Source organism: Krasilnikovia sp. MM14-A1259, assembly GCF_047159535.1.
In the GTDB taxonomy this organism is placed as follows: Bacteria; Actinomycetota; Actinomycetes; order Mycobacteriales; family Micromonosporaceae; genus Actinoplanes.
The window spans coordinates 4,546,938-4,563,048 of record NZ_BAAGAJ010000002.1 but is presented as its reverse complement, the minus strand read 5'-3'; the positions used below and the strand labels follow the sequence as shown (position 1 = coordinate 4,563,048).

Here is a 16,111-nt window from a genome sequence, read left to right as displayed (position 1 = left end):
CGGCGACCCATCCGGTCACCGTGGCGCGTTTTCGTGCCGGTACCGCCCCGGGCGACCACGGTCAGCGAACGACGAAGAAGGCCGGCTCCGTGGGACGGAGCCGGCCTTCTTCAGTGTCTGATCAGTCGTTACGCCACTGCTGCTGCTGTGGCGGCTGCGGGCCGGGACGGCCACCCTGCTGTTCGCCGGGGTAGTAGCCGCCCTGGTCATCGCCGCGTCCACCACGCCCCTGGTCACCGCCGCGGCCCTGATCGGGCGCGCCGCCATAGCCGCCGCCGGGGCGGCCGTACACGGCGCGGGCGTCGTAGCCGCCCTGGTCGGCGTATCCGGCGCCGCCCTGGTCGGGGTAGGCGTTCCCGGGCGGTTGCTGGCCGTATCCCGGACCGGCCGGGTATCCGCCGCCGGGGCCGTAGCCGCCGGCCGCCGGGCCGTAGCCGCCGCCCGCTGCGGGGCCGTAGCCACCCGCGTCCGGGGCGTACCCGCCATCGGCCGCGCCCGGCCAGGCGCCGTAGCCACCCTGGTCACCGCGGTTCGGGCCGCGTCCGCCGCCGGGTGCGGGCGGGTAGTCACCGGGCCGGTAACCGCCACCGCCACCGGCGCCGGGCCGAGCCCGACCCGCGGCCGGGTAGCCGGGCTCAGCCGGATAGCCGCCCTGGTCGCCGTAGCCCTGGTCATACCCGGCGCCCTGGTCGTAGCCACCGCCCCCGGGCTGCGGGCGGTACATGCCGGTCGGCTCGTCGTAGCGCGGTGCCGCCGCTGCGGCGCCGTACCCGTCGGCCGGGCCGTACCCGGCGTACGCGTCGCCCTGCTCGGGGGCGGCCGGGTAGCCGTAGTCGTCGTAGCCGCCCGGCTGGGCGGGAACGGCCGCACTGCCGTACTGCCCACCACCACCGCCGTACCCGGCGGCAGCCCCGTACCCGGCGGCTGCAGCAGCGGCGGGCGCGCCGTACGCCCCCGCGGCGCCGGCCGCGGCGGGCGCGGTCCCCCAGCCGCCCGGACCGGCGAAGTTGCCCTGGGGCACGGCCGGAGCGCCGTACGGATCGGGGAACTCGTCCTCGACCGGCTGATGCATCATCGTCGGCGCGTCCGCGAGGGACGGCGATGCCGTGACCATCGTGGCCTCGCCGGCGCGGGCGGCCGGGGGTGCGGACACCCGGGTGGCGTCCCCGACCGCGTACCGGTTCGCACCGCCCGCGGGCGTCGTGGCGCTCGCGGCGGCCGGAGCGTCGGAGTCGTCGCCGCCCTTGCGCCGCATCAGCACGAGCACGATCGCGCCCACCCCGGCGGCGACAAGCAGTCCACCGAGGACGATGAACAGCATCGAGCCGGAGCCGCTGCTTTCTTCCTTGGCGGCCTGAGTCTGCTGCGGGGCAGCGGCGGGGGCGTCGTCAGTCTGGTCGTCCGGCGCCTGGACCGCGGAGTCCGTGGACGGCTGCGTGGTGGCCGTGACGGACGCCGACGGCGTGGGGGTCGGCGTGCTGTTTAGCGCGGCGAGGGTCATCGGTACGAAGATGGCCCGGTCGGCCTCACCCTGCACGTTGACCGTGACGGTCTTGAAGCCCGACTTCGCGGCACCGACGATGATCGCGCCGGCCGCGATGGGCTGCTGGTCCGACGAGGTGAACTGGTAGCCGCCGTCGTTGTTGCTCGTGGTGCTGTACCGGTGTCCGGCGCTGTCCTGCAGGCCCACGGTCGCGCCGGCCAGGACCTTGCCGTCGCCGTCCTTGACCTTGCCGGTGATCTGCCGTACGGCCTTCGGCTTGTCCGCGCCTCGGACCGTGACGGTCTGGGACGCGTTGCCGGTCTCCGCGCCGAGCGCCGCGGCGATCTGGACCTGGACCGTCTTGGTCTGGCCCGCGTCGACCGGCGGCGCGGTCAGCTGCGCGGTGAACTGCTTGCTCTCACCGGGGGCGATCTGGACGACCGGGCTGCAGTCGCCGCTGCAGTTCATCCCACTCACCGAGACGCGGACGGAGTTGTCGCCGCCGGGCGTCGCACCGTTGGTGTTGGTGATCGTGTACGTCACCGTCGTGCGGCCGCCTGGCGGCAGGTCCGTGGAGGACATGCTGTCGATCGCGACCGTCGGTGGAGCGGCCTGGGCCGCCGCCGGTGCGATCGCCAGGATCCCACCGGTCAGTGCCAGGAACGCACCGGCCTGGACAGCCCGGGCACGTAGGTGCGTTGTCACGTCCACCGCCTTCCGGTCGCACGGTCTCCGGCTACTGAGGTTGCCCGGTAGATCCCGCGACGAGTACACACCGTCGGTCACTATGCCTTGTTATACGTCCTCTGCGCGACCCAGGGCCGCCGAGCAATATTCGTAGGCCGGGTCGTATCGTCCCGACGTGTCCCGTGCGCACAATAAATCCGAGTCCCTAGCGGCCGTGTTGGACGCGCTGGATCGCGGCGTTCAACCCGACCGAACGATGCTGCGTGACGCGGTCCGGCAGACCCTGACGGACCTTGCGCGTCGCGCACCCGGCCGTTCGGTGGAGGTGCGGGTTCCACCGTTCGGTGCGATTCAATGTGTCGAAGGTCCGCGGCATACCCGCGGCACACCGCCCAATGTGGTCGAAACCGATCCGGTGACCTGGGCGCTGCTGGCGGCGGGCCGGCTGGGCTGGGCCGAGGCGGTGGCTGCGGGGCGGGTCCGCGCGAGCGGCATCCGTACGGACATTTCCGCCTTCCTGCCCATGATCGACGACGACTGAGCTTGCCGTCCGGGCAGGTGGCGGCGGGTGACCGCCCGGCGTCGCCGGGGCTGGGCCCGCCGCTGGTCGTGGTGACTGAGGCCGGGTGGCGTCCGTCCGGCTCGCGTACACTGGTCGGTCGGAACTGACCCGCGAGTCGAGCAGACCACGTGAGGGAGCGAGCAGGTGCCCCGAGGCGACGGCCGGTTGACCGACGATCTCGACCCACAGGAGCACGGTCCCCGGGATGCCTGCGGCGTCTTCGGGGTCTGGGCGCCTGAGGAAGAGGTCGCCAAACTCACCTATTTCGGGCTATTCGCCCTGCAGCATCGCGGCCAGGAAGCAGCGGGCATCGCGGTGAGCGACGGCTCCGGCGTCGTGGTCTACAAGGACCTCGGCCTGGTCTCCCAGGTCTTCGACGAGCCCACCCTGGCCAGCCTGCGGGGGCACCTCGCGATCGGCCACACGCGGTACTCGACCACCGGCGGCTCGAACTGGGAGAACGCCCAGCCGACGATCCGTGCCACCACCGCGGGCACGACCATCGCGCTGGCTCACAACGGCAACCTGGTCAACACCGCGGAGCTGGCCCGCGAGGTCGCCGAGCGCGGCCTGGAGGGCGACCGCCTGGCCACCTCCGACACCGCTCTGGTCACCACGCTGCTGGCCGCCCGGCCCGACCTGTCGGTCGAGGCCGCGGCGCTGGAGGTGCTGCCGACGCTGCGGGGCGCGTTCAGCTTCGTCTTCATGGACGAGAGCACTCTGTACGCGGCCCGCGACGCCCAGGGCGTCCGCCCGCTGGTCCTCGGCCGGATGGAACGGGGCTGGGTGATCGCCAGCGAGACCGCCGCGCTCGACATCGTCGGCGCGAGCTTCGTGCGTGAGGTCGAGCCCGGCGAGATGATCGCGGTCGACGAGCACGGCCTGCGCTCCAGCCGGTTCGCCGCCCCGGAGCCGAAGGGCTGCCTCTTCGAGTACGTCTACCTGGCCCGCCCGGACACCACCATCGCCGGGCGCAACATGTACTCGGCCCGGGTGGAGGTCGGCCGCCGGCTGGCCAAGGAGCACCCGGTCGAGGCCGACCTGGTGATCCCGGTGCCGGAATCGGGGACTCCGGCGGCGATAGGGTACGCCGAGGCGTCCGGGATCCCGTACAGCGCGGGGCTGACCAAGAACGCGTACGTCGGCCGTACCTTCATCCAGCCGTCGCAGACCATCCGCCAGCTCGGCATCCGGCTCAAGCTCAACCCGCTGCGCGAGGTGGTCCGGGGCAAGCGCCTCGTGGTGGTCGACGATTCGATCGTGCGGGGCAACACCCAGCGCGCCCTGGTCCGGATGCTGCGCGAGGCCGGTGCGGTGGAGGTGCACGTACGCATTTCCTCGCCGCCGGTGCAGTGGCCCTGCTTCTACGGCATCGACTTCGCCACCCGCGCCGAGCTGATCGCCAACGGCCTGGAGACCGACGGGATCCGCCGTTCGATCGGCGCGGACACGCTGGGTTACGTTTCCCTGGACGGCCTGGTCGCGGCAACCGAGCAGCCGAAGACGCGGCTCTGCATGGCCTGCTTCGATGGTCAGTATCCGATCGAGTTGCCGGCCGGGGATCTGATCGGCAAGCACCTGCTCGAGGGCGTGGGCCGTCGTGCCTCGATGCCCTCGGCGACGCCGGAGGCGGCGACCGCCGCGGTGGCGGAGCTGGAGGCCGAGTATGAGAATGCCGAGCACAGCGACGAGAATCGGGGGACACCCCTCGTCGCCAGTCCCGGTGGCGGGGACGCGTTGAACCGTCCCTGACCGGGAACCCACCGCAGTACACCGACGTCTAACACCGGCAGCACCGGCAAGCAACCGCGCACCATGCGCACAAAGGGGAGAAACCGTGACGCACGTGTCCGAGCGCAGCAGTGCCGGAGCCGATGGCGCCGACCGCCAGCCCTGGACGGCGGGCGGGGGCCGCGCGCAACGTAAGCGGACGGTCACGTACGCGGACGCCGGGGTCTCGATCCACGCCGGCGACCGCGCGGTCGAGCTGCTCAAGACCAAGGTCAAAAAGACCACCCGGCCGGAGGTGATGGGCGACCTGGGCGGCTTCGCGGGCCTGTTCCGGCTGAACGCGGGCAAGTACCGCAGCCCCATCCTCGCCTCCTCGACCGACGGCGTCGGCACGAAGCTGGTCATCGCCCAGCAGCTCGACATCCACGACACGATCGGTATCGACCTGGTCGCCATGGTCGTCGACGATCTGGTGGCGTGCGGCGCCGAGCCGCTGTTCCTGCTCGACTACATCGCCTGCGGCGAGGTCGTGCCGGACCGGGTCGCCGAGATCGGCGCCGGCATCGCCGACGGCTGCCGGTACGCGGGCTGCGCCCTGCTGGGCGGCGAGACCGCCGAGCACCCCGGCGTCATGCGCCCGGACGAGTACGACGTCTCCGCGACCGGCGTCGGCGTCGTGGAGGAGAGCGAGATCCTCGGCCGGGAGAAGGTCGAGGTCGGCGACGCGGTGATCGCGATGCGCTCCTCCGGCCTGCACTCCAACGGCTACTCGCTGGTCCGGCACGTGCTGCTGGGCGCGGGCCGCATGCGGCTGGACACCGTGGTCGACGACTTCGGCGGCCAGCGGACCCTGGGCGAGGAACTGCTGACCCCCACCAAGATTTACGCCAAGGACTGCCTGGGCCTCATCGAGGAGACGGACGTGCGGGCGTTTGCCCACGTCACCGGCGGTGGCATCCCGGGCAACCTGGTCCGCATCCTGCCGGACCACGTCGACGCGGTCGTGGACCGCGCGACCTGGCGCCCGCAGTCGATCTTCGACCTGATCCAGGCCAAGGGCCGCATCGACGACGCGGAGATGGAGGCCACGTTCAACATGGGCGTGGGCATGTTCACGATCGTCTCCGCGGAGGACGCGGACCGGGCGATGGCGTACCTGACCGGCCGCGGCGTCGAGGCGTGGCAGGTCGGCGAGGTCGTCGAGGGTACGGGCCAGGTGCAGATGGTCGGCCAGCACACGCGCGGGTGAGTTCCTGCGTGGTAAGTGTGCAATGATCCGCGCGTGTCGCTCGTCGATGCGCGCGGATCGTCGTGTCCGGTATCGAAGTGTCTGAGCAAGCGGAGGGGTGGGCCCACTCGGGTGGACGGCGGCACATAGCCTGACCTGAGTCGACGACGTTGGCGGACGGAGGTGGACGGGTGGCCGTTTCGCGGCCTCGACACGGGGGCCCCTTCAACGGCATGCGCGGCATTTCGACCGTGCCCACCTACGTCGTCATGCAACCCACCACGCTCTGCAATCTTGACTGTTCCTACTGTTATCTGCCGTTCCGTGCCGAGGACCGGCGGATGTCCGTCGCGGTGGCCGAGGCGGTCGCCGCCGCGGTCGAGCCGTGGGCGCGTGCGGGGCGGTTCTCGGTGGTGTGGCACGGCGGGGAACCGCTGGCCACCGGCCGCGATCATCTTGCCGGGTTGCTCGCGCCGTTCGGGCCGTCCGTGGAACATCACGTCCAGACCAACGCCACCCTGATCGACGACGCGTGGTGCGAGTTCTTCGCCGCGTACGGCGTGCGGGTCAGCGTCAGCGTGGACGGGCCCCGCGACCGCAACGGTGACCGGGTCAACCGGGGCGGCCGTCCCGCGTACGACCGGATCGTCGCGGGCATCGAGGCGTTGCGCCGGCACGGCATCCCGTTCTCCGCGCTGTGCGTGGTGGGGCGCCCCGAGCCCGGCCTGGCCGCCGAGCTGTACGCGTACTTCCTCGATCTGGGCTGCGACGTGCTCGGCATCAACGTCGAGGAGCTGGAGGGCGTCAACACCCGGGCCAACCGGCATCCCGCTGCGGGCGTGACCGCGTTCTGGGCCGAGCTGGTGGCGGCGTGGCGCCGCGACCCCCGGATCCACGTACGCGAGATCGAGTGGTCGCTGCGCTACGTGGCGTCGGTGCTCGACGGCACCGCGGACGACGTGCTGCCGCGCCGGCTCGACCCGATCCCCACGGTCGCCCACGACGGCTCGGTGGTGCTGCTCTCGCCCGAGCTGGCCGGCTTCTCCGACCCCCACTACGGCGACTTCACCAGCGGCAATGTGCTCACCACACCGCTGGCGCAGATCATCGCGGACGCGACACGCACGCCGTGGATCGCGGAGTTCCTCGACGGGGTCGAGGCGTGCCGGGCCACCTGCCCGTACTTCGGGTTCTGCGGTGGCGCGCACGCGGCGAACCGCTACTTCGAGCACGGACGTTTCGACGGCACGACGACGGACCATTGCCGCAACAGCAAGATTCGCCTACTCGAGGGAGTGCTGGACCATGCACGAGATCACGAGCCCACGGCCGCTTTCTGACCGCGGGGAGACGGATCCCGTGACGGCACGGGTGCGCGACACCCGGGCCGGGCTGGCAGCACTGCTGCAGGAGGCGGAGGACGCACGGCGGCAGCGGGCGGAAACCGGGACGCAGGAGGGTTCCGCGGTCTGCGCGTGGAACCACTTCGAGAACATCCCGACGTTCTACAACTGGAACAACCGCCCCCGCTGACACGCCGACAGCAAGGCGAGCCCACGCGGGTCACCCCGCGTGGGCATCTTGTCCCTTACCGAAAACGCCGATCCGCCTCGGCCCGCGACACACAGGAGCACGCGGAATGCCGCGTGCTCTGCGCAGTACGAAGGTCAGCGCCGCGATGACGACCAGGAGTCCTGGTCGTCGTCCGGGTCGTCGTCATCGTCGTCGACGAACTCGTCCGTGTCGTCGTCGAAATGATGATCGGACTTACCAGCACCCGCCAGTTCGCGCTGCAAGGCGGTGAGGTCGGTGTTCGGGGAGTGGTACTTCAACTCCCGGGCCACCTTCGTCTGCTTGGCCTTAGCACGGCCGCGCCCCATGGCTCGACCCCCTCGCACAGAATTCGGGGCAGCCCGAAGGCGGGCCCCGATGACGTCAGGCATCTCTCGTGGCTCTTACGGTACATGGACGATGCCGCCTTCGGCACCTCGGGTTCTGTGTGACACCGTCGCGCGTCGCGGCCTGTCGGGGACCGGACGCGCGACGGTGTCAAGGGCGGGTCAGCCGAGGTAGATGGTGCGCAGCCGGCCGACCTCAGCCATGCGCCGCTCGGCGAGCCGGTCGGCGGCGACCGCCGGCGGCACACCCTCGTCGTCGGCGAGGCGCAGGATCTGCCGGGTGGTGTCGAAGATCTTGGTGGCACGCAGCTTCGCGCGCTCGAAATTGAATCCCTCGATCTCGTCGGCCACCTGGATGACCCCGCCCGCGTTCACCACGTAGTCGGGGGTGTAGAGCACACCGCGCTCGGCCAGCAGCTTCTCGATGCCGGGGTGAGCGAGCTGGTTGTTCGCCGCGCCGGTGACCACCTTGGCACGCAGGCGCGGGACGGTGTCGTCGTCCAGCGCGCCGCCCAGGGCGCACGGGGCGTACACGTCGATGTCGCCGCTGATCAGGGCATCGGTGTCGGCCACCAGATCGATCTGCGGGTACGTCGTGCGCGCCCACTTCAGCGCGGTCTCGTTGACGTCCGTGGCGACGACCGACGCGCCGTCGTCGATCAGATGCGCGACCAGGTACCGGCCGACCTTGCCCAGACCCGCGACGCCGACGCGGCGCCCGGCCAGGGTGGGGCTGCCCCACAGGTGCTCGGCGGCGGCACGCATGCCCTGGAAGACACCCCACGCGGTCAGGATGGAGGAGTCCCCGGCGCCGCCGTGCTCGACGCTGCGGCCCGTGACGTAGCGGGTTTCGCGGGCGATGACGTCCATGTCCGCGACGTACGTGCCGACGTCGCAGGCGGTGTAGTAGCGGCCGCGCAGCGAGTCGACGAACCGGCCGTACGCCCGCAGCAGCGCCTCGCTCTTGAGCTCGCCCGGGTCGCCCCAGATCACGGCCTTGCCGCCGCCGAGGTCCAAGCCTGCGAGGGCGTTCTTGTAGGCCATTCCGCGCGACAGGCGCAGCGCGTCGGTGACGGCCTCCTCCTCGGTCGCGTACGGGTAGAAGCGGGTGCCTCCCAACGCGGGCCCGAGGGCGGTGGAATAGATGCTGATGATCGCCCGCAGGCCGGTGTGCCGGTCCTGGCAGAACACGACTTGTTCGTGCCCGTCGGCGTCGCTGCCGTCGTTGATGAACACGCCCATCGCTTGCTCTCCTGATTCTTGGTGAGGGCCCTCGTGAGGCCCTGATCGGCGGGGTGTGCCGACACCGCGAGCCTAATCGGGAAATCGACCTTCGGATTGCCCCCGCGCGGGAAGTCAGCTGGGGCCGATTTCGTGAAAGACTCGCGCCGTGCCGTCACTGTTCGCGTCGTACCTGCGGGTTTACGAGCCGCTGACCGCCTTCGACCGCGACCGGCAGGTTTTCTGGCGCCGGTACGCCAACGAGGGGCGTGCGTTGGGGCCGGTGGAAGGGCCGGTCCGGCAGCGCACCGCGGTCCTGGAGGCGCTGGGCGCGGGCTGGACCCGGCTGCCTGATCTGCCCGACGAGGCGTATGTCCTGGAGTGGGAGGACACGCTGCTGGTGTGCCCGTGGAACCTGCGGCTACGGGTGGCCGAGGCCGCCTTGAACGCGCGCAGCGGGGTGCCCAGCGTGCTGGCGGATGCGTTCGTGCCGCCGGTGCTGGCCGGGCAGGCCAAGGCGATCGTGGAGGACTGGCGCAACGGCGCGAAGGTGCTGGAGCGGGGTGTGCCGAGGGTGCACGAGCAGATCGCGACGTGGGGCGTGCCGTTGCGCTGGTTCGCGTTCGTGGATCTGGAGGAGCGGGAGATCGCCCTGGGCGGGCGCCGTCGGACGCTGCGGTACCGGACCGAGATCAGCAAGGCGCGCCGCCGCGCCCATCGCGGGGTTTCGGTGCTCCGCAAGGCACTGGGCGAGGCCCCGATCACCGAGGCGGTCGAGGAGGGGGCGCGGTGGCTGGAGGAGTTCCATCCGCGTTCGATCGTCGAGCTCGACTACGGCGGCCTCGTGAATCTGCTGCCGGACGAGATCCTGGCCGAGGACGACTCGCCCGGGCTGGTGGCGGCGGGCCTGTCGGCGCTGTCGCGGGGTGACGCCGAGGCGGCCACGGAGGCGTACGAGAAGTTGGTCGCGCGGTGGCGGGGCGTGCAGTTGCTGGAACGCTGCAACTGATCGATCACCGTTATCACTCTGACGTGGTGAAATCGGACGAACGGGCATGATCGAGGCGTGAGAGAGCGCTCCCAAGACGAACACTCTTCGTAATCGCCGCCCCTCGAAGCGTGATTTTCGGTCCAAACGGGACACTTTCTGGCGTAGAAAACAGGGATAAATCGGTCATGCTTCAACCGTCTATCTAGGGACGTTCGGCCGTTCGGCCCATGTCGGACATCGGGGACTAGCCGGACCATGAGAGACGCACCGGCCGGCGGGACCCCGGCCGATGTCTTTAGGTACCTGTGGAGGAGTAACCGATGGCATCGCGTACGCACGATCCTGAGCCGCTGTTGACCCCAGCCGAGGTGGCGTCGATGTTCCGCGTCGACCCGAAGACCGTCACCCGGTGGGCGAAGGCCGGCAAGCTCAGCGCAATCCGCACGCTGGGCGGGCACCGTCGCTACCGGGAGTCGGAGGTTCGCGCACTGCTGCAGGGGCAGATTCCCACGCAGCGACAGGGCGACTGACGCAACCAGTCGACCAAGGGACCGGAGCAAGGGGCGAGCGCTGGGGTAGGCGATCGCCCCTTCTTCGTGTCCGGGATCAGATCCGCTCCCGGGTGGCAAGTTGCTCCGGCGGCGCCAGGCGCCAAGAGTGGTGACAATGGACCAGCCACCCATCGGTGACGTGATCGGCGAGTTGCTCCGCGACGCGTACGCGGTGCAGACCGGCAAGGGGCCGCGCCCCCTCGCGGGTGGCCGCCTGCCGCGGCCGGTCATCGAGATCATCGAACGCGACGACGGCCTGATCAACGGCGCCCCCGCCGACCAGTACCTCGGCGGACCCGACCAGTGGCAGCCGCACGACCACCGCGCGCTGCGCCTGGTTCGTGGCGCGGTGCTCGACATCGGGGCCGGGGCCGGACGCATCGCGATCGAGCTGCAACGCCGGGGCACGCCGGTCACCGGGCTGGACGTCTCCGCCGGGGCCATCGAGGTCGCCCGGCGGCGCGGCCTGCGCGACACGGTGCGGTGCACGGTCGACGAGTACGCCCGAGCCCCTGCCCGCTACGACACGTTCCTGCTGCTCGGCAACAATCTGGGGCTGCTCGAGAGCCGCGAACGGGCGCCCGCGTTCCTCGCCGCGCTGGCGGCTCTGGCCCGGCCCGGCGCCCGGATCGTCGCCCAGGGCACCGACCCGTACGGCACGACCGATCCGGTGCAGGTGGCGTACCACCGGCGCAACCGGGCGTGCGGGCGGCTCGGCGGCCAGCTGCGCCTGCGGCTGCGGTACCGGCTGCTGGCCACCGACTGGTTCGACTATCTGGTCTGCTCCGTCGACGAGCTGGAAACGCTGCTGGCCGGCACGGGCTGGCGGCTGATATCGATCGACGACACCGACCGGCCGTACTACCTTGCCGTCATGGAGCTGACCGGATGACCCCACTCACCCGCGAGCAGGTTCGCGTGAGCCGGCGCATCTCGATGCTGCTGCGGCACCGCCCCGAACAGGCCGGGCTCACCCTCGACCACAACGGCTGGACGCCGGTCGCCCCGCTGCTCGTCGCGCTCGGCATCGACCGGGCCGTACTGGACGTCGTCGTCTCCGGGAACGACAAGCAGCGCTTCGTGATCGAGAAAGGGCCCGACGGGGTGGACCGCATCCGCGCCCGGCAGGGCCACTCCCGCCGGGTCGCGGTCGATCTGGACCTGCCCCCGGCCGAGCCCCCGGTCACGCTGTACCACGGCACCCCGGCGACGAACCTGCCGTCGATCCGGCGCGACGGGCTGCGGGCCGGGAGCCGGCACCACGTACACCTGTCGCCGGACGTGCCGACCGCGGTGGCCGTCGGCCGGCGTCGCGCCGCGGACGTCGCGGTGCTGCGCGTGGCCGCGGCCGAGATGGCGGCCGCCGGGCACGTCTTCCACCGTACGGACAACGGGGTCTGGCTCACCGCGGTCGTCCCGTCCGGCTACCTCGCCGGCGACCGGTTCACGGAACTCGCCACCTAGCCGGTCCGACCGGCACCGCCCCCGCTGAGCCGTTAGCGTTTAGTGATGCGGGGGTTCACTCGGCAGCAGCTGACGAATCTCCTCGGTGTCCTTGCCATCGCCGTCACACTCGCCGGACTCGCATTCGGGCTGCCCGCGCTGGATCGCTCGCTGCCCGCGGAGCGGTTCGTCGCGGACGACCGGCCGTACGCGATCGGGGCCGGGGTCAGCATCGTGCCGCCACCGGGCGCCACGGTCGACGTGACCGGGACACGGCCCCGCGACGACCGCGGCACCGCATTGTTTCGCCTCGGCCCGGTCCGGTACGCGATCTCCGTGCAGCCGTTCGACGGCACGCTCGCCGCCGCCGCGACCCGGCTACGCGAGCGCATCACCGGCACCCCCGGCTACCAGGTCACGGGCACGCAGCTGGCGATCGCCACGGCCAGCGGGCTCGCCGGCCTGGAAGGCGGATACAGCGCACCCGGGCGCGGCGGCCGGTACGCCGTCTTCGTCGCCGACGGGCGCACCATCGAGGTCACGGTCAGTGGCAGCGAACTGGACCTGGGGCTGCGGCTACCGATGATCGACACGAGCACCCGTACGCTCAGCTACCGGGCGGTCTCGTGATCGAGCACGCCGGCGTGCAGCCCGGTGGCGCGCCGATGGCCGGGCTTGCCCGGCAGCCGGCCGCCTGGATCGTTGCCGCGTTGCTGATCGCGGGCGGGCTGCGGATCGCCCAGATCGGCGGGCGGTTCGTGACCACGTTCCCGTTGGCCACGCTCACCGCCACCGCGCTGTTCGCGCTGCTCGCCGTACCGTTCTGGTGGTTCGTCACGGAGCTGGACTTCCTCGAACGTGAGCCGGCCGTGCTGCGCGCGGTCGCGTTCGGGTGGGGTGGGCTGGTGGCCACGACCGTGTCCATCCCCGCGGGCACCGCCCTGGAGAACATCGTGGCGAAGCTCGCCTCGCCCGGCTTCGCGGCCGGCTGGGGCGCGGCCCTCACCGGCCCCACCGTCGAGGAGATCGCCAAGACCCTCGGCATCGTGGCGATCGTGCTGATCGCCCGATCACAGATCAACAGCGTGCTCGACGGCGTCGTCTACGGCGCGCTGGTCGGGCTCGGCTTCCAGATCGTCGAGGACATCGTGTTCTCGCTCGGCGCGGTCGCGCTGGCCGGACGTACCGACGACGTGCAGCCCGTGGTGACCACGTTCCTGCTGCGTGGCTTTCTGTCGGGGGTGTGGAGCCACACCCTGTTCGGGGCGCTGGCCGGGGCCGGGATCGGCTACCTGGTCGTCGGAACGGACCGGTCGCGGGCGGCCCGGCTGTCCGTGGCGCTGCTCGCGGTGTTCGGCGCCTGGTGCTCGCACGTGCTGTGGAACGCACCCCTGTTCGGCGACGGCCTCGGCAACGGCGCCGCCGGGCTGCTCGCGGTGCTCCTGCTCAAGGGCCTGCCGCCGCTGCTGCTGGTCATGTTGCTGGTGCGGCGGGCGCACGACCACGAGGCCGACTTCTACTCCGCGCACCTGGCCGGGCTGCGCGACCCGGGCCTGATCACTCGCGGGGAACTGGCCGTCCTGCGCTCGGGCGCCCAGCGTGCGGCGGCCCGGCGGCATGCGCAGCTCCGGCACGGCCGGCGCGGCTTCGTCGCCGTACGCCGGTTGCAGCGCGCCCAGGCCCGCCTCGCGGTCGAGCTGAGCCGCGCCGCCCGGTGGCCCGGCCCGGGCGGACCCGCGGTTGCCCGGCGGTGTGCCGAGATCCGCGCCCAGCGTGCCGTGCTCACCGGGCTCGGCCTGCCCGAGGCGGTCGCGCCGCGCGGCGGCCGCGACGCGTGGGTCAGACACGCCTGGAGCGTGGTGACCGTGGCGGCGGCCGTCGTGATCGTCTGGGCGGCGCTGACCGCCCTGGGCGGCCATTGAGATCGACTCAGGATGTCGGCGGGAGGCCGCCGTCGCCGTCCACCACCGCGTCGGGGGTGCCGTCCTGGTCGAGGTCGACCATGGTGATGTCGACCTTGCCGTCCTGGTCCGTGTCGAACTGGAACAGGTCCGGCTTACCGTCGCCGTCCGTGTCCGACACCCACACGTCCGTGCGGCCGTCGCCGTCGGTGTCGCGCGCGATCAGGTCGACGCGGTCGGTCCCGCGGGTCTCGATGATCTCCCGGGGTTCAGTCATGAACTGCCTCCTCCTGTGGATGGGCTGCTTCGATACCCACCAAACGTAAGGTCGAAGCACAACACCACGCGCGGCGCGGTGTGACCGTGGTCGCAGGCCGGGCCCGACACGGCCGGTAACGTCTGCCGACGTGGACACAGCGGCGAACGGAACACCCGCCAACGGATTCGTCGAGCTGAGCGGCAGCGGCAGCGCCGGGGCCCTGGGCGACCGGATGGGCATCGAGATCCTCGAGGCCACCCCCGAGCGGATCGTCGGCCGGATGCCGGTCGACGGCAACACCCAGCCGTACGGCCTGCTGCACGGCGGGGCGTCGTGTGTGCTCGCCGAGACGCTCGGCTCCGTCGGGGCCGCCCTGCACGGCGCGACCGTCGACCGCCCGTACGCGGTGGGGGTGGACATCAACGCCACCCATCACAAGGCGGTGCGCGCCGGTGTCGTCACCGGGGTGGCCACCCCGGTGCATCGGGGCCGGACCGCGGTGACGTACGAGATCGTCATCACGGACTCCGACGGTGCCCGGGTCTGCACCGCCCGGCTGACCTGCCTGCTTCGGGGGGCATGAACCCGGGTTCCGGCGCGATTCTTGACCGATCCACGTACCTTTTTTCTCGTGACGCACGTACCCCAGCACGCCTTCGACGACGCCGCGCAGGTGCTGCACTGCGCGCTCAGCGGGGACAGCGATGCCGTGGTGGGCACGTTCGACGCGGTGGTGGACCGTTCCGGGGTGGTCGGGGCGTGGGATGTCGCCTGGTGCCTCGCCGCCACGATGGTCGGCCGCAACGTCGTACGCGGCGGCGCGTGGACCCTCGACTTCCCCGGCATCGACGACGCGCGGTACGACAAGCGCTGGGTGGCGCGGTTCGTCAGCGCGTACGTCAACGGCGACGTGCCGACCGGGGAAGCCCTGTTCAGCGCTGCGATCGCGGACGGGCAACTGCCCGACTGCCTGCTCACGCTGGCCGGCTCGACCGTGGCGACACTGCGCCACCGCGCGGCCTGACGTACGGTCAGAGATCGTCGCTGTTCCTCAGGTACAAGGCCTTGGCGTACTGTGCCGCAGCGGCCTGGTGGTACATCGTCGCCTGGGACATGTACCACCCGTTGTCCGACAACGCCTTTTTCGCCCGGGTCATCCCGGACCACCTGATGTCCGCGTCCACCTCGGAGCGCCCACGTTCCTTGAACGCCTGCCGCATCTGCATCTTCCCCGACCGGAAGATCTCCGCGGCCTCCTCCGCCTGCTTGATGCAGGCGAAACCCTTCTCGTTCAGGGCCTCCGCCAGCGTCCAGGCCGCCTGCTCCGCCGCGTTCGTGAACTTCGGCACGTCGCTCCTCCCCAAACCGGTGGCAGAGATCGATACTCCCTGACAGCGGACAAGAACCGGGGTATCCCGCGCCCGCGTGCCGCGCAGATTGCACGAACGGTCAGACTGATGGCCGTGCTCCTGCTCCTCGATCTCGACAACACTCTCGTCGACCGTACGGCCGCGTTCCGCCGGTGGGCGGCGCACTGGGCAGCCGGTCACGGTGGCGGTCCGGACGACATCGACTGGTTGATCGCGACCGACAACGACGGCTACGAGCCACGGGAACGGTTCGCCCGCCGCATCGCCGAGCGGCTCGGCCTGCCGCGCTCCGAGCCCGTGCTCGACGAGCTGCGCGCCGGAATGGTCGCGGAACTGCAGCTCGACCCACGGGTGCCGCGGGCGTTGGCCGCGGCGACCGCCGCCGGCTGGTCGCCGGTCGTGGTCACCAACGGGACGGTACGGCAGCAGGAGGCGAAACTACGGCACACGGGCCTGGACCGGCTCGTCACCGGCTGGGTGATCTCCGAAGGCGTGGGCGTCCGCAAGCCCGACGCCCGGATCTTCGCGCACGCGGCGGCCGAAGCCGGGCTGCCACTGCGCGGCTGGATGATCGGCGACCACATCGAGTACGACGTGGGCGGCGCCGCCGCGGCCGGACTCGACACGGTCTGGCTGTCCCGGGGCCGGCGCTGGCCGGGCGAGCTGCCGTACCGGCCGGACCGGGTCGCCGACGACTGCGCCTCGGCGATCACCGCGCTGCTGCAGGCCTGAGCCGGGCCGGGGCCGTTGAGCGGGTGCGGCAGCGGTCCGGCTCGGTAGCCTTCG

19 protein-coding genes are annotated in these 16,111 nt (G+C 71.5%); 14 read left to right on the top strand and 5 right to left on the bottom strand.

What is annotated here, in order from left to right; all coding sequences use genetic code 11:
• Positions 1-121 precede the first annotated feature (121 nt).
• Entirely contained in the window at positions 122-2,188 is a 2,067-nt protein-coding gene (locus ACMCNK_RS20695; protein WP_412738040.1) for a carboxypeptidase-like regulatory domain-containing protein, read from the bottom strand.
• A 238-nt stretch (positions 2,189-2,426) separates the two neighbouring features.
• Here ACMCNK_RS20695 and ACMCNK_RS20690 point away from each other — a divergent pair, with 238 nt between their 5' ends.
• The 5 genes from ACMCNK_RS20690 (at position 2,427) to amcA (ending at position 7,224) form a co-directional block, all read left to right on the top strand.
• The gene (locus tag ACMCNK_RS20690; protein WP_412740933.1) at positions 2,427-2,711 is read left to right on the top strand and encodes a sterol carrier family protein; all 285 of its coding nucleotides are present in this window, start codon (positions 2,427-2,429) and stop codon (positions 2,709-2,711) included.
• 165 nt (positions 2,712-2,876) lie between these two features.
• The gene (gene purF, locus ACMCNK_RS20685; protein WP_412738039.1) at positions 2,877-4,484 is read left to right on the top strand and encodes an amidophosphoribosyltransferase; all 1,608 of its coding nucleotides are present in this window, start codon (positions 2,877-2,879) and stop codon (positions 4,482-4,484) included.
• An 85-nt stretch (positions 4,485-4,569) separates the two neighbouring features.
• Positions 4,570-5,712, top strand: a complete 1,143-nt coding sequence (gene purM / locus ACMCNK_RS20680) for a phosphoribosylformylglycinamidine cyclo-ligase (RefSeq protein WP_412738038.1) — start codon at positions 4,570-4,572, stop codon at positions 5,710-5,712.
• A gap of 212 nt (positions 5,713-5,924) precedes the next feature.
• Positions 5,925-7,031 carry a cyclophane-forming radical SAM peptide maturase AmcB gene (amcB, locus tag ACMCNK_RS20675; RefSeq protein ID WP_412738037.1) on the top strand — a complete coding sequence of 369 codons (1,107 nt, stop codon included), beginning with the start codon at positions 5,925-5,927 and terminating at the stop codon, positions 7,029-7,031.
• Entirely contained in the window at positions 6,997-7,224 is a 228-nt protein-coding gene (gene amcA / locus ACMCNK_RS20670) for a multiple cyclophane-containing RiPP AmcA (RefSeq protein ID WP_412738036.1), read from the top strand. The genes amcB and amcA overlap by 35 nt, the downstream gene beginning before the upstream one ends.
• Before the next feature lie 134 nt (positions 7,225-7,358).
• Here the strand turns inward: amcA and ACMCNK_RS20665 are convergent, their stop codons facing one another.
• Positions 7,359-7,571, bottom strand: coding sequence for a DUF3073 domain-containing protein (locus tag ACMCNK_RS20665; RefSeq protein ID WP_412738035.1), 213 nt, complete (start codon positions 7,569-7,571; stop codon positions 7,359-7,361).
• A 180-nt stretch (positions 7,572-7,751) separates the two neighbouring features.
• The gene (locus tag ACMCNK_RS20660) at positions 7,752-8,831 is read right to left on the bottom strand and encodes a Glu/Leu/Phe/Val family dehydrogenase (protein ID WP_412738034.1); all 1,080 of its coding nucleotides are present in this window, start codon (positions 8,829-8,831) and stop codon (positions 7,752-7,754) included.
• Between the two features lie 148 nt (positions 8,832-8,979).
• Here ACMCNK_RS20660 and ACMCNK_RS20655 point away from each other — a divergent pair, with 148 nt between their 5' ends.
• The 6 genes from ACMCNK_RS20655 to ACMCNK_RS20630 all read left to right on the top strand — a co-directional run bounded on the left by ACMCNK_RS20655 (position 8,980) and on the right by ACMCNK_RS20630 (position 13,717).
• Positions 8,980-9,819 (top strand): hypothetical protein, encoded by an 840-nt coding sequence (locus ACMCNK_RS20655; protein ID WP_412738033.1) that lies wholly within the window; start codon positions 8,980-8,982, stop codon positions 9,817-9,819.
• Between the two features lie 302 nt (positions 9,820-10,121).
• Entirely contained in the window at positions 10,122-10,331 is a 210-nt protein-coding gene (locus ACMCNK_RS20650; RefSeq protein ID WP_014687221.1) for a BldC family transcriptional regulator, read from the top strand.
• A gap of 136 nt (positions 10,332-10,467) precedes the next feature.
• On the top strand, positions 10,468-11,244 hold the full coding sequence (locus ACMCNK_RS20645) for a class I SAM-dependent methyltransferase (protein ID WP_412738032.1): 777 nt from the start codon (positions 10,468-10,470) through the stop codon (positions 11,242-11,244).
• Entirely contained in the window at positions 11,241-11,816 is a 576-nt protein-coding gene (locus tag ACMCNK_RS20640) for an RNA 2'-phosphotransferase (protein ID WP_412738031.1), read from the top strand. Before ACMCNK_RS20645 ends, ACMCNK_RS20640 begins: the two co-directional genes overlap by 4 nt.
• 45 nt (positions 11,817-11,861) lie before the next feature.
• On the top strand, positions 11,862-12,425 hold the full coding sequence (locus tag ACMCNK_RS20635; protein WP_412738030.1) for a hypothetical protein: 564 nt from the start codon (positions 11,862-11,864) through the stop codon (positions 12,423-12,425).
• On the top strand, positions 12,422-13,717 hold the full coding sequence (locus ACMCNK_RS20630) for a PrsW family intramembrane metalloprotease (RefSeq protein ID WP_412738029.1): 1,296 nt from the start codon (positions 12,422-12,424) through the stop codon (positions 13,715-13,717). Before ACMCNK_RS20635 ends, ACMCNK_RS20630 begins: the two co-directional genes overlap by 4 nt.
• 7 nt (positions 13,718-13,724) lie before the next feature.
• Here the strand turns inward: ACMCNK_RS20630 and ACMCNK_RS20625 are convergent, their stop codons facing one another.
• Complete coding sequence (locus ACMCNK_RS20625; RefSeq protein ID WP_412738028.1) at positions 13,725-13,973, bottom strand: hypothetical protein; 249 nt, start codon at positions 13,971-13,973, stop codon at positions 13,725-13,727.
• Positions 13,974-14,187: 214 nt separating this feature from the next.
• Here ACMCNK_RS20625 and ACMCNK_RS20620 point away from each other — a divergent pair, with 214 nt between their 5' ends.
• Positions 14,188-14,538: a hotdog fold thioesterase gene (locus tag ACMCNK_RS20620; RefSeq protein ID WP_412740932.1), complete on the top strand. Its 351-nt coding sequence runs from the start codon at positions 14,188-14,190 to the stop codon at positions 14,536-14,538.
• Between the two features lie 48 nt (positions 14,539-14,586).
• Positions 14,587-14,979 (top strand): hypothetical protein, encoded by a 393-nt coding sequence (locus ACMCNK_RS20615; protein WP_412738027.1) that lies wholly within the window; start codon positions 14,587-14,589, stop codon positions 14,977-14,979.
• A 7-nt stretch (positions 14,980-14,986) separates the two neighbouring features.
• Here the strand turns inward: ACMCNK_RS20615 and ACMCNK_RS20610 are convergent, their stop codons facing one another.
• Positions 14,987-15,304: a hypothetical protein gene (locus ACMCNK_RS20610; protein WP_412738026.1), complete on the bottom strand. Its 318-nt coding sequence runs from the start codon at positions 15,302-15,304 to the stop codon at positions 14,987-14,989.
• Positions 15,305-15,412: 108 nt separating this feature from the next.
• Between ACMCNK_RS20610 and ACMCNK_RS20605 the strand changes: the two genes are divergently transcribed.
• The gene (locus tag ACMCNK_RS20605) at positions 15,413-16,057 is read left to right on the top strand and encodes an HAD family hydrolase (protein WP_412738025.1); all 645 of its coding nucleotides are present in this window, start codon (positions 15,413-15,415) and stop codon (positions 16,055-16,057) included.
• The last annotated feature ends 54 nt before the right edge of the window (positions 16,058-16,111 follow it).

Coding starts and splice junctions, on each gene's coding strand:
- ACMCNK_RS20625 (WP_412738028.1), bottom strand. CDS start 13,973: ATGACTGAACCCCGGGAGATCATCGAGACCCGCGGGACCGACCGCGTC.
- amcA (WP_412738036.1), top strand. CDS start 6,997: ATGCACGAGATCACGAGCCCACGGCCGCTTTCTGACCGCGGGGAGACG.
- ACMCNK_RS20650 (WP_014687221.1), top strand. CDS start 10,122: ATGGCATCGCGTACGCACGATCCTGAGCCGCTGTTGACCCCAGCCGAG.
- ACMCNK_RS20660 (WP_412738034.1), bottom strand. CDS start 8,831: ATGGGCGTGTTCATCAACGACGGCAGCGACGCCGACGGGCACGAACAA.
- ACMCNK_RS20635 (WP_412738030.1), top strand. CDS start 11,862: ATGCGGGGGTTCACTCGGCAGCAGCTGACGAATCTCCTCGGTGTCCTT.
- amcB (WP_412738037.1), top strand. CDS start 5,925: ATGCGCGGCATTTCGACCGTGCCCACCTACGTCGTCATGCAACCCACC.
- ACMCNK_RS20640 (WP_412738031.1), top strand. CDS start 11,241: ATGACCCCACTCACCCGCGAGCAGGTTCGCGTGAGCCGGCGCATCTCG.
- ACMCNK_RS20620 (WP_412740932.1), top strand. CDS start 14,188: ATGGGCATCGAGATCCTCGAGGCCACCCCCGAGCGGATCGTCGGCCGG.
- ACMCNK_RS20665 (WP_412738035.1), bottom strand. CDS start 7,571: ATGGGGCGCGGCCGTGCTAAGGCCAAGCAGACGAAGGTGGCCCGGGAG.
- ACMCNK_RS20690 (WP_412740933.1), top strand. CDS start 2,427: ATGCTGCGTGACGCGGTCCGGCAGACCCTGACGGACCTTGCGCGTCGC.
- ACMCNK_RS20605 (WP_412738025.1), top strand. CDS start 15,413: ATGGCCGTGCTCCTGCTCCTCGATCTCGACAACACTCTCGTCGACCGT.
- ACMCNK_RS20645 (WP_412738032.1), top strand. CDS start 10,468: ATGGACCAGCCACCCATCGGTGACGTGATCGGCGAGTTGCTCCGCGAC.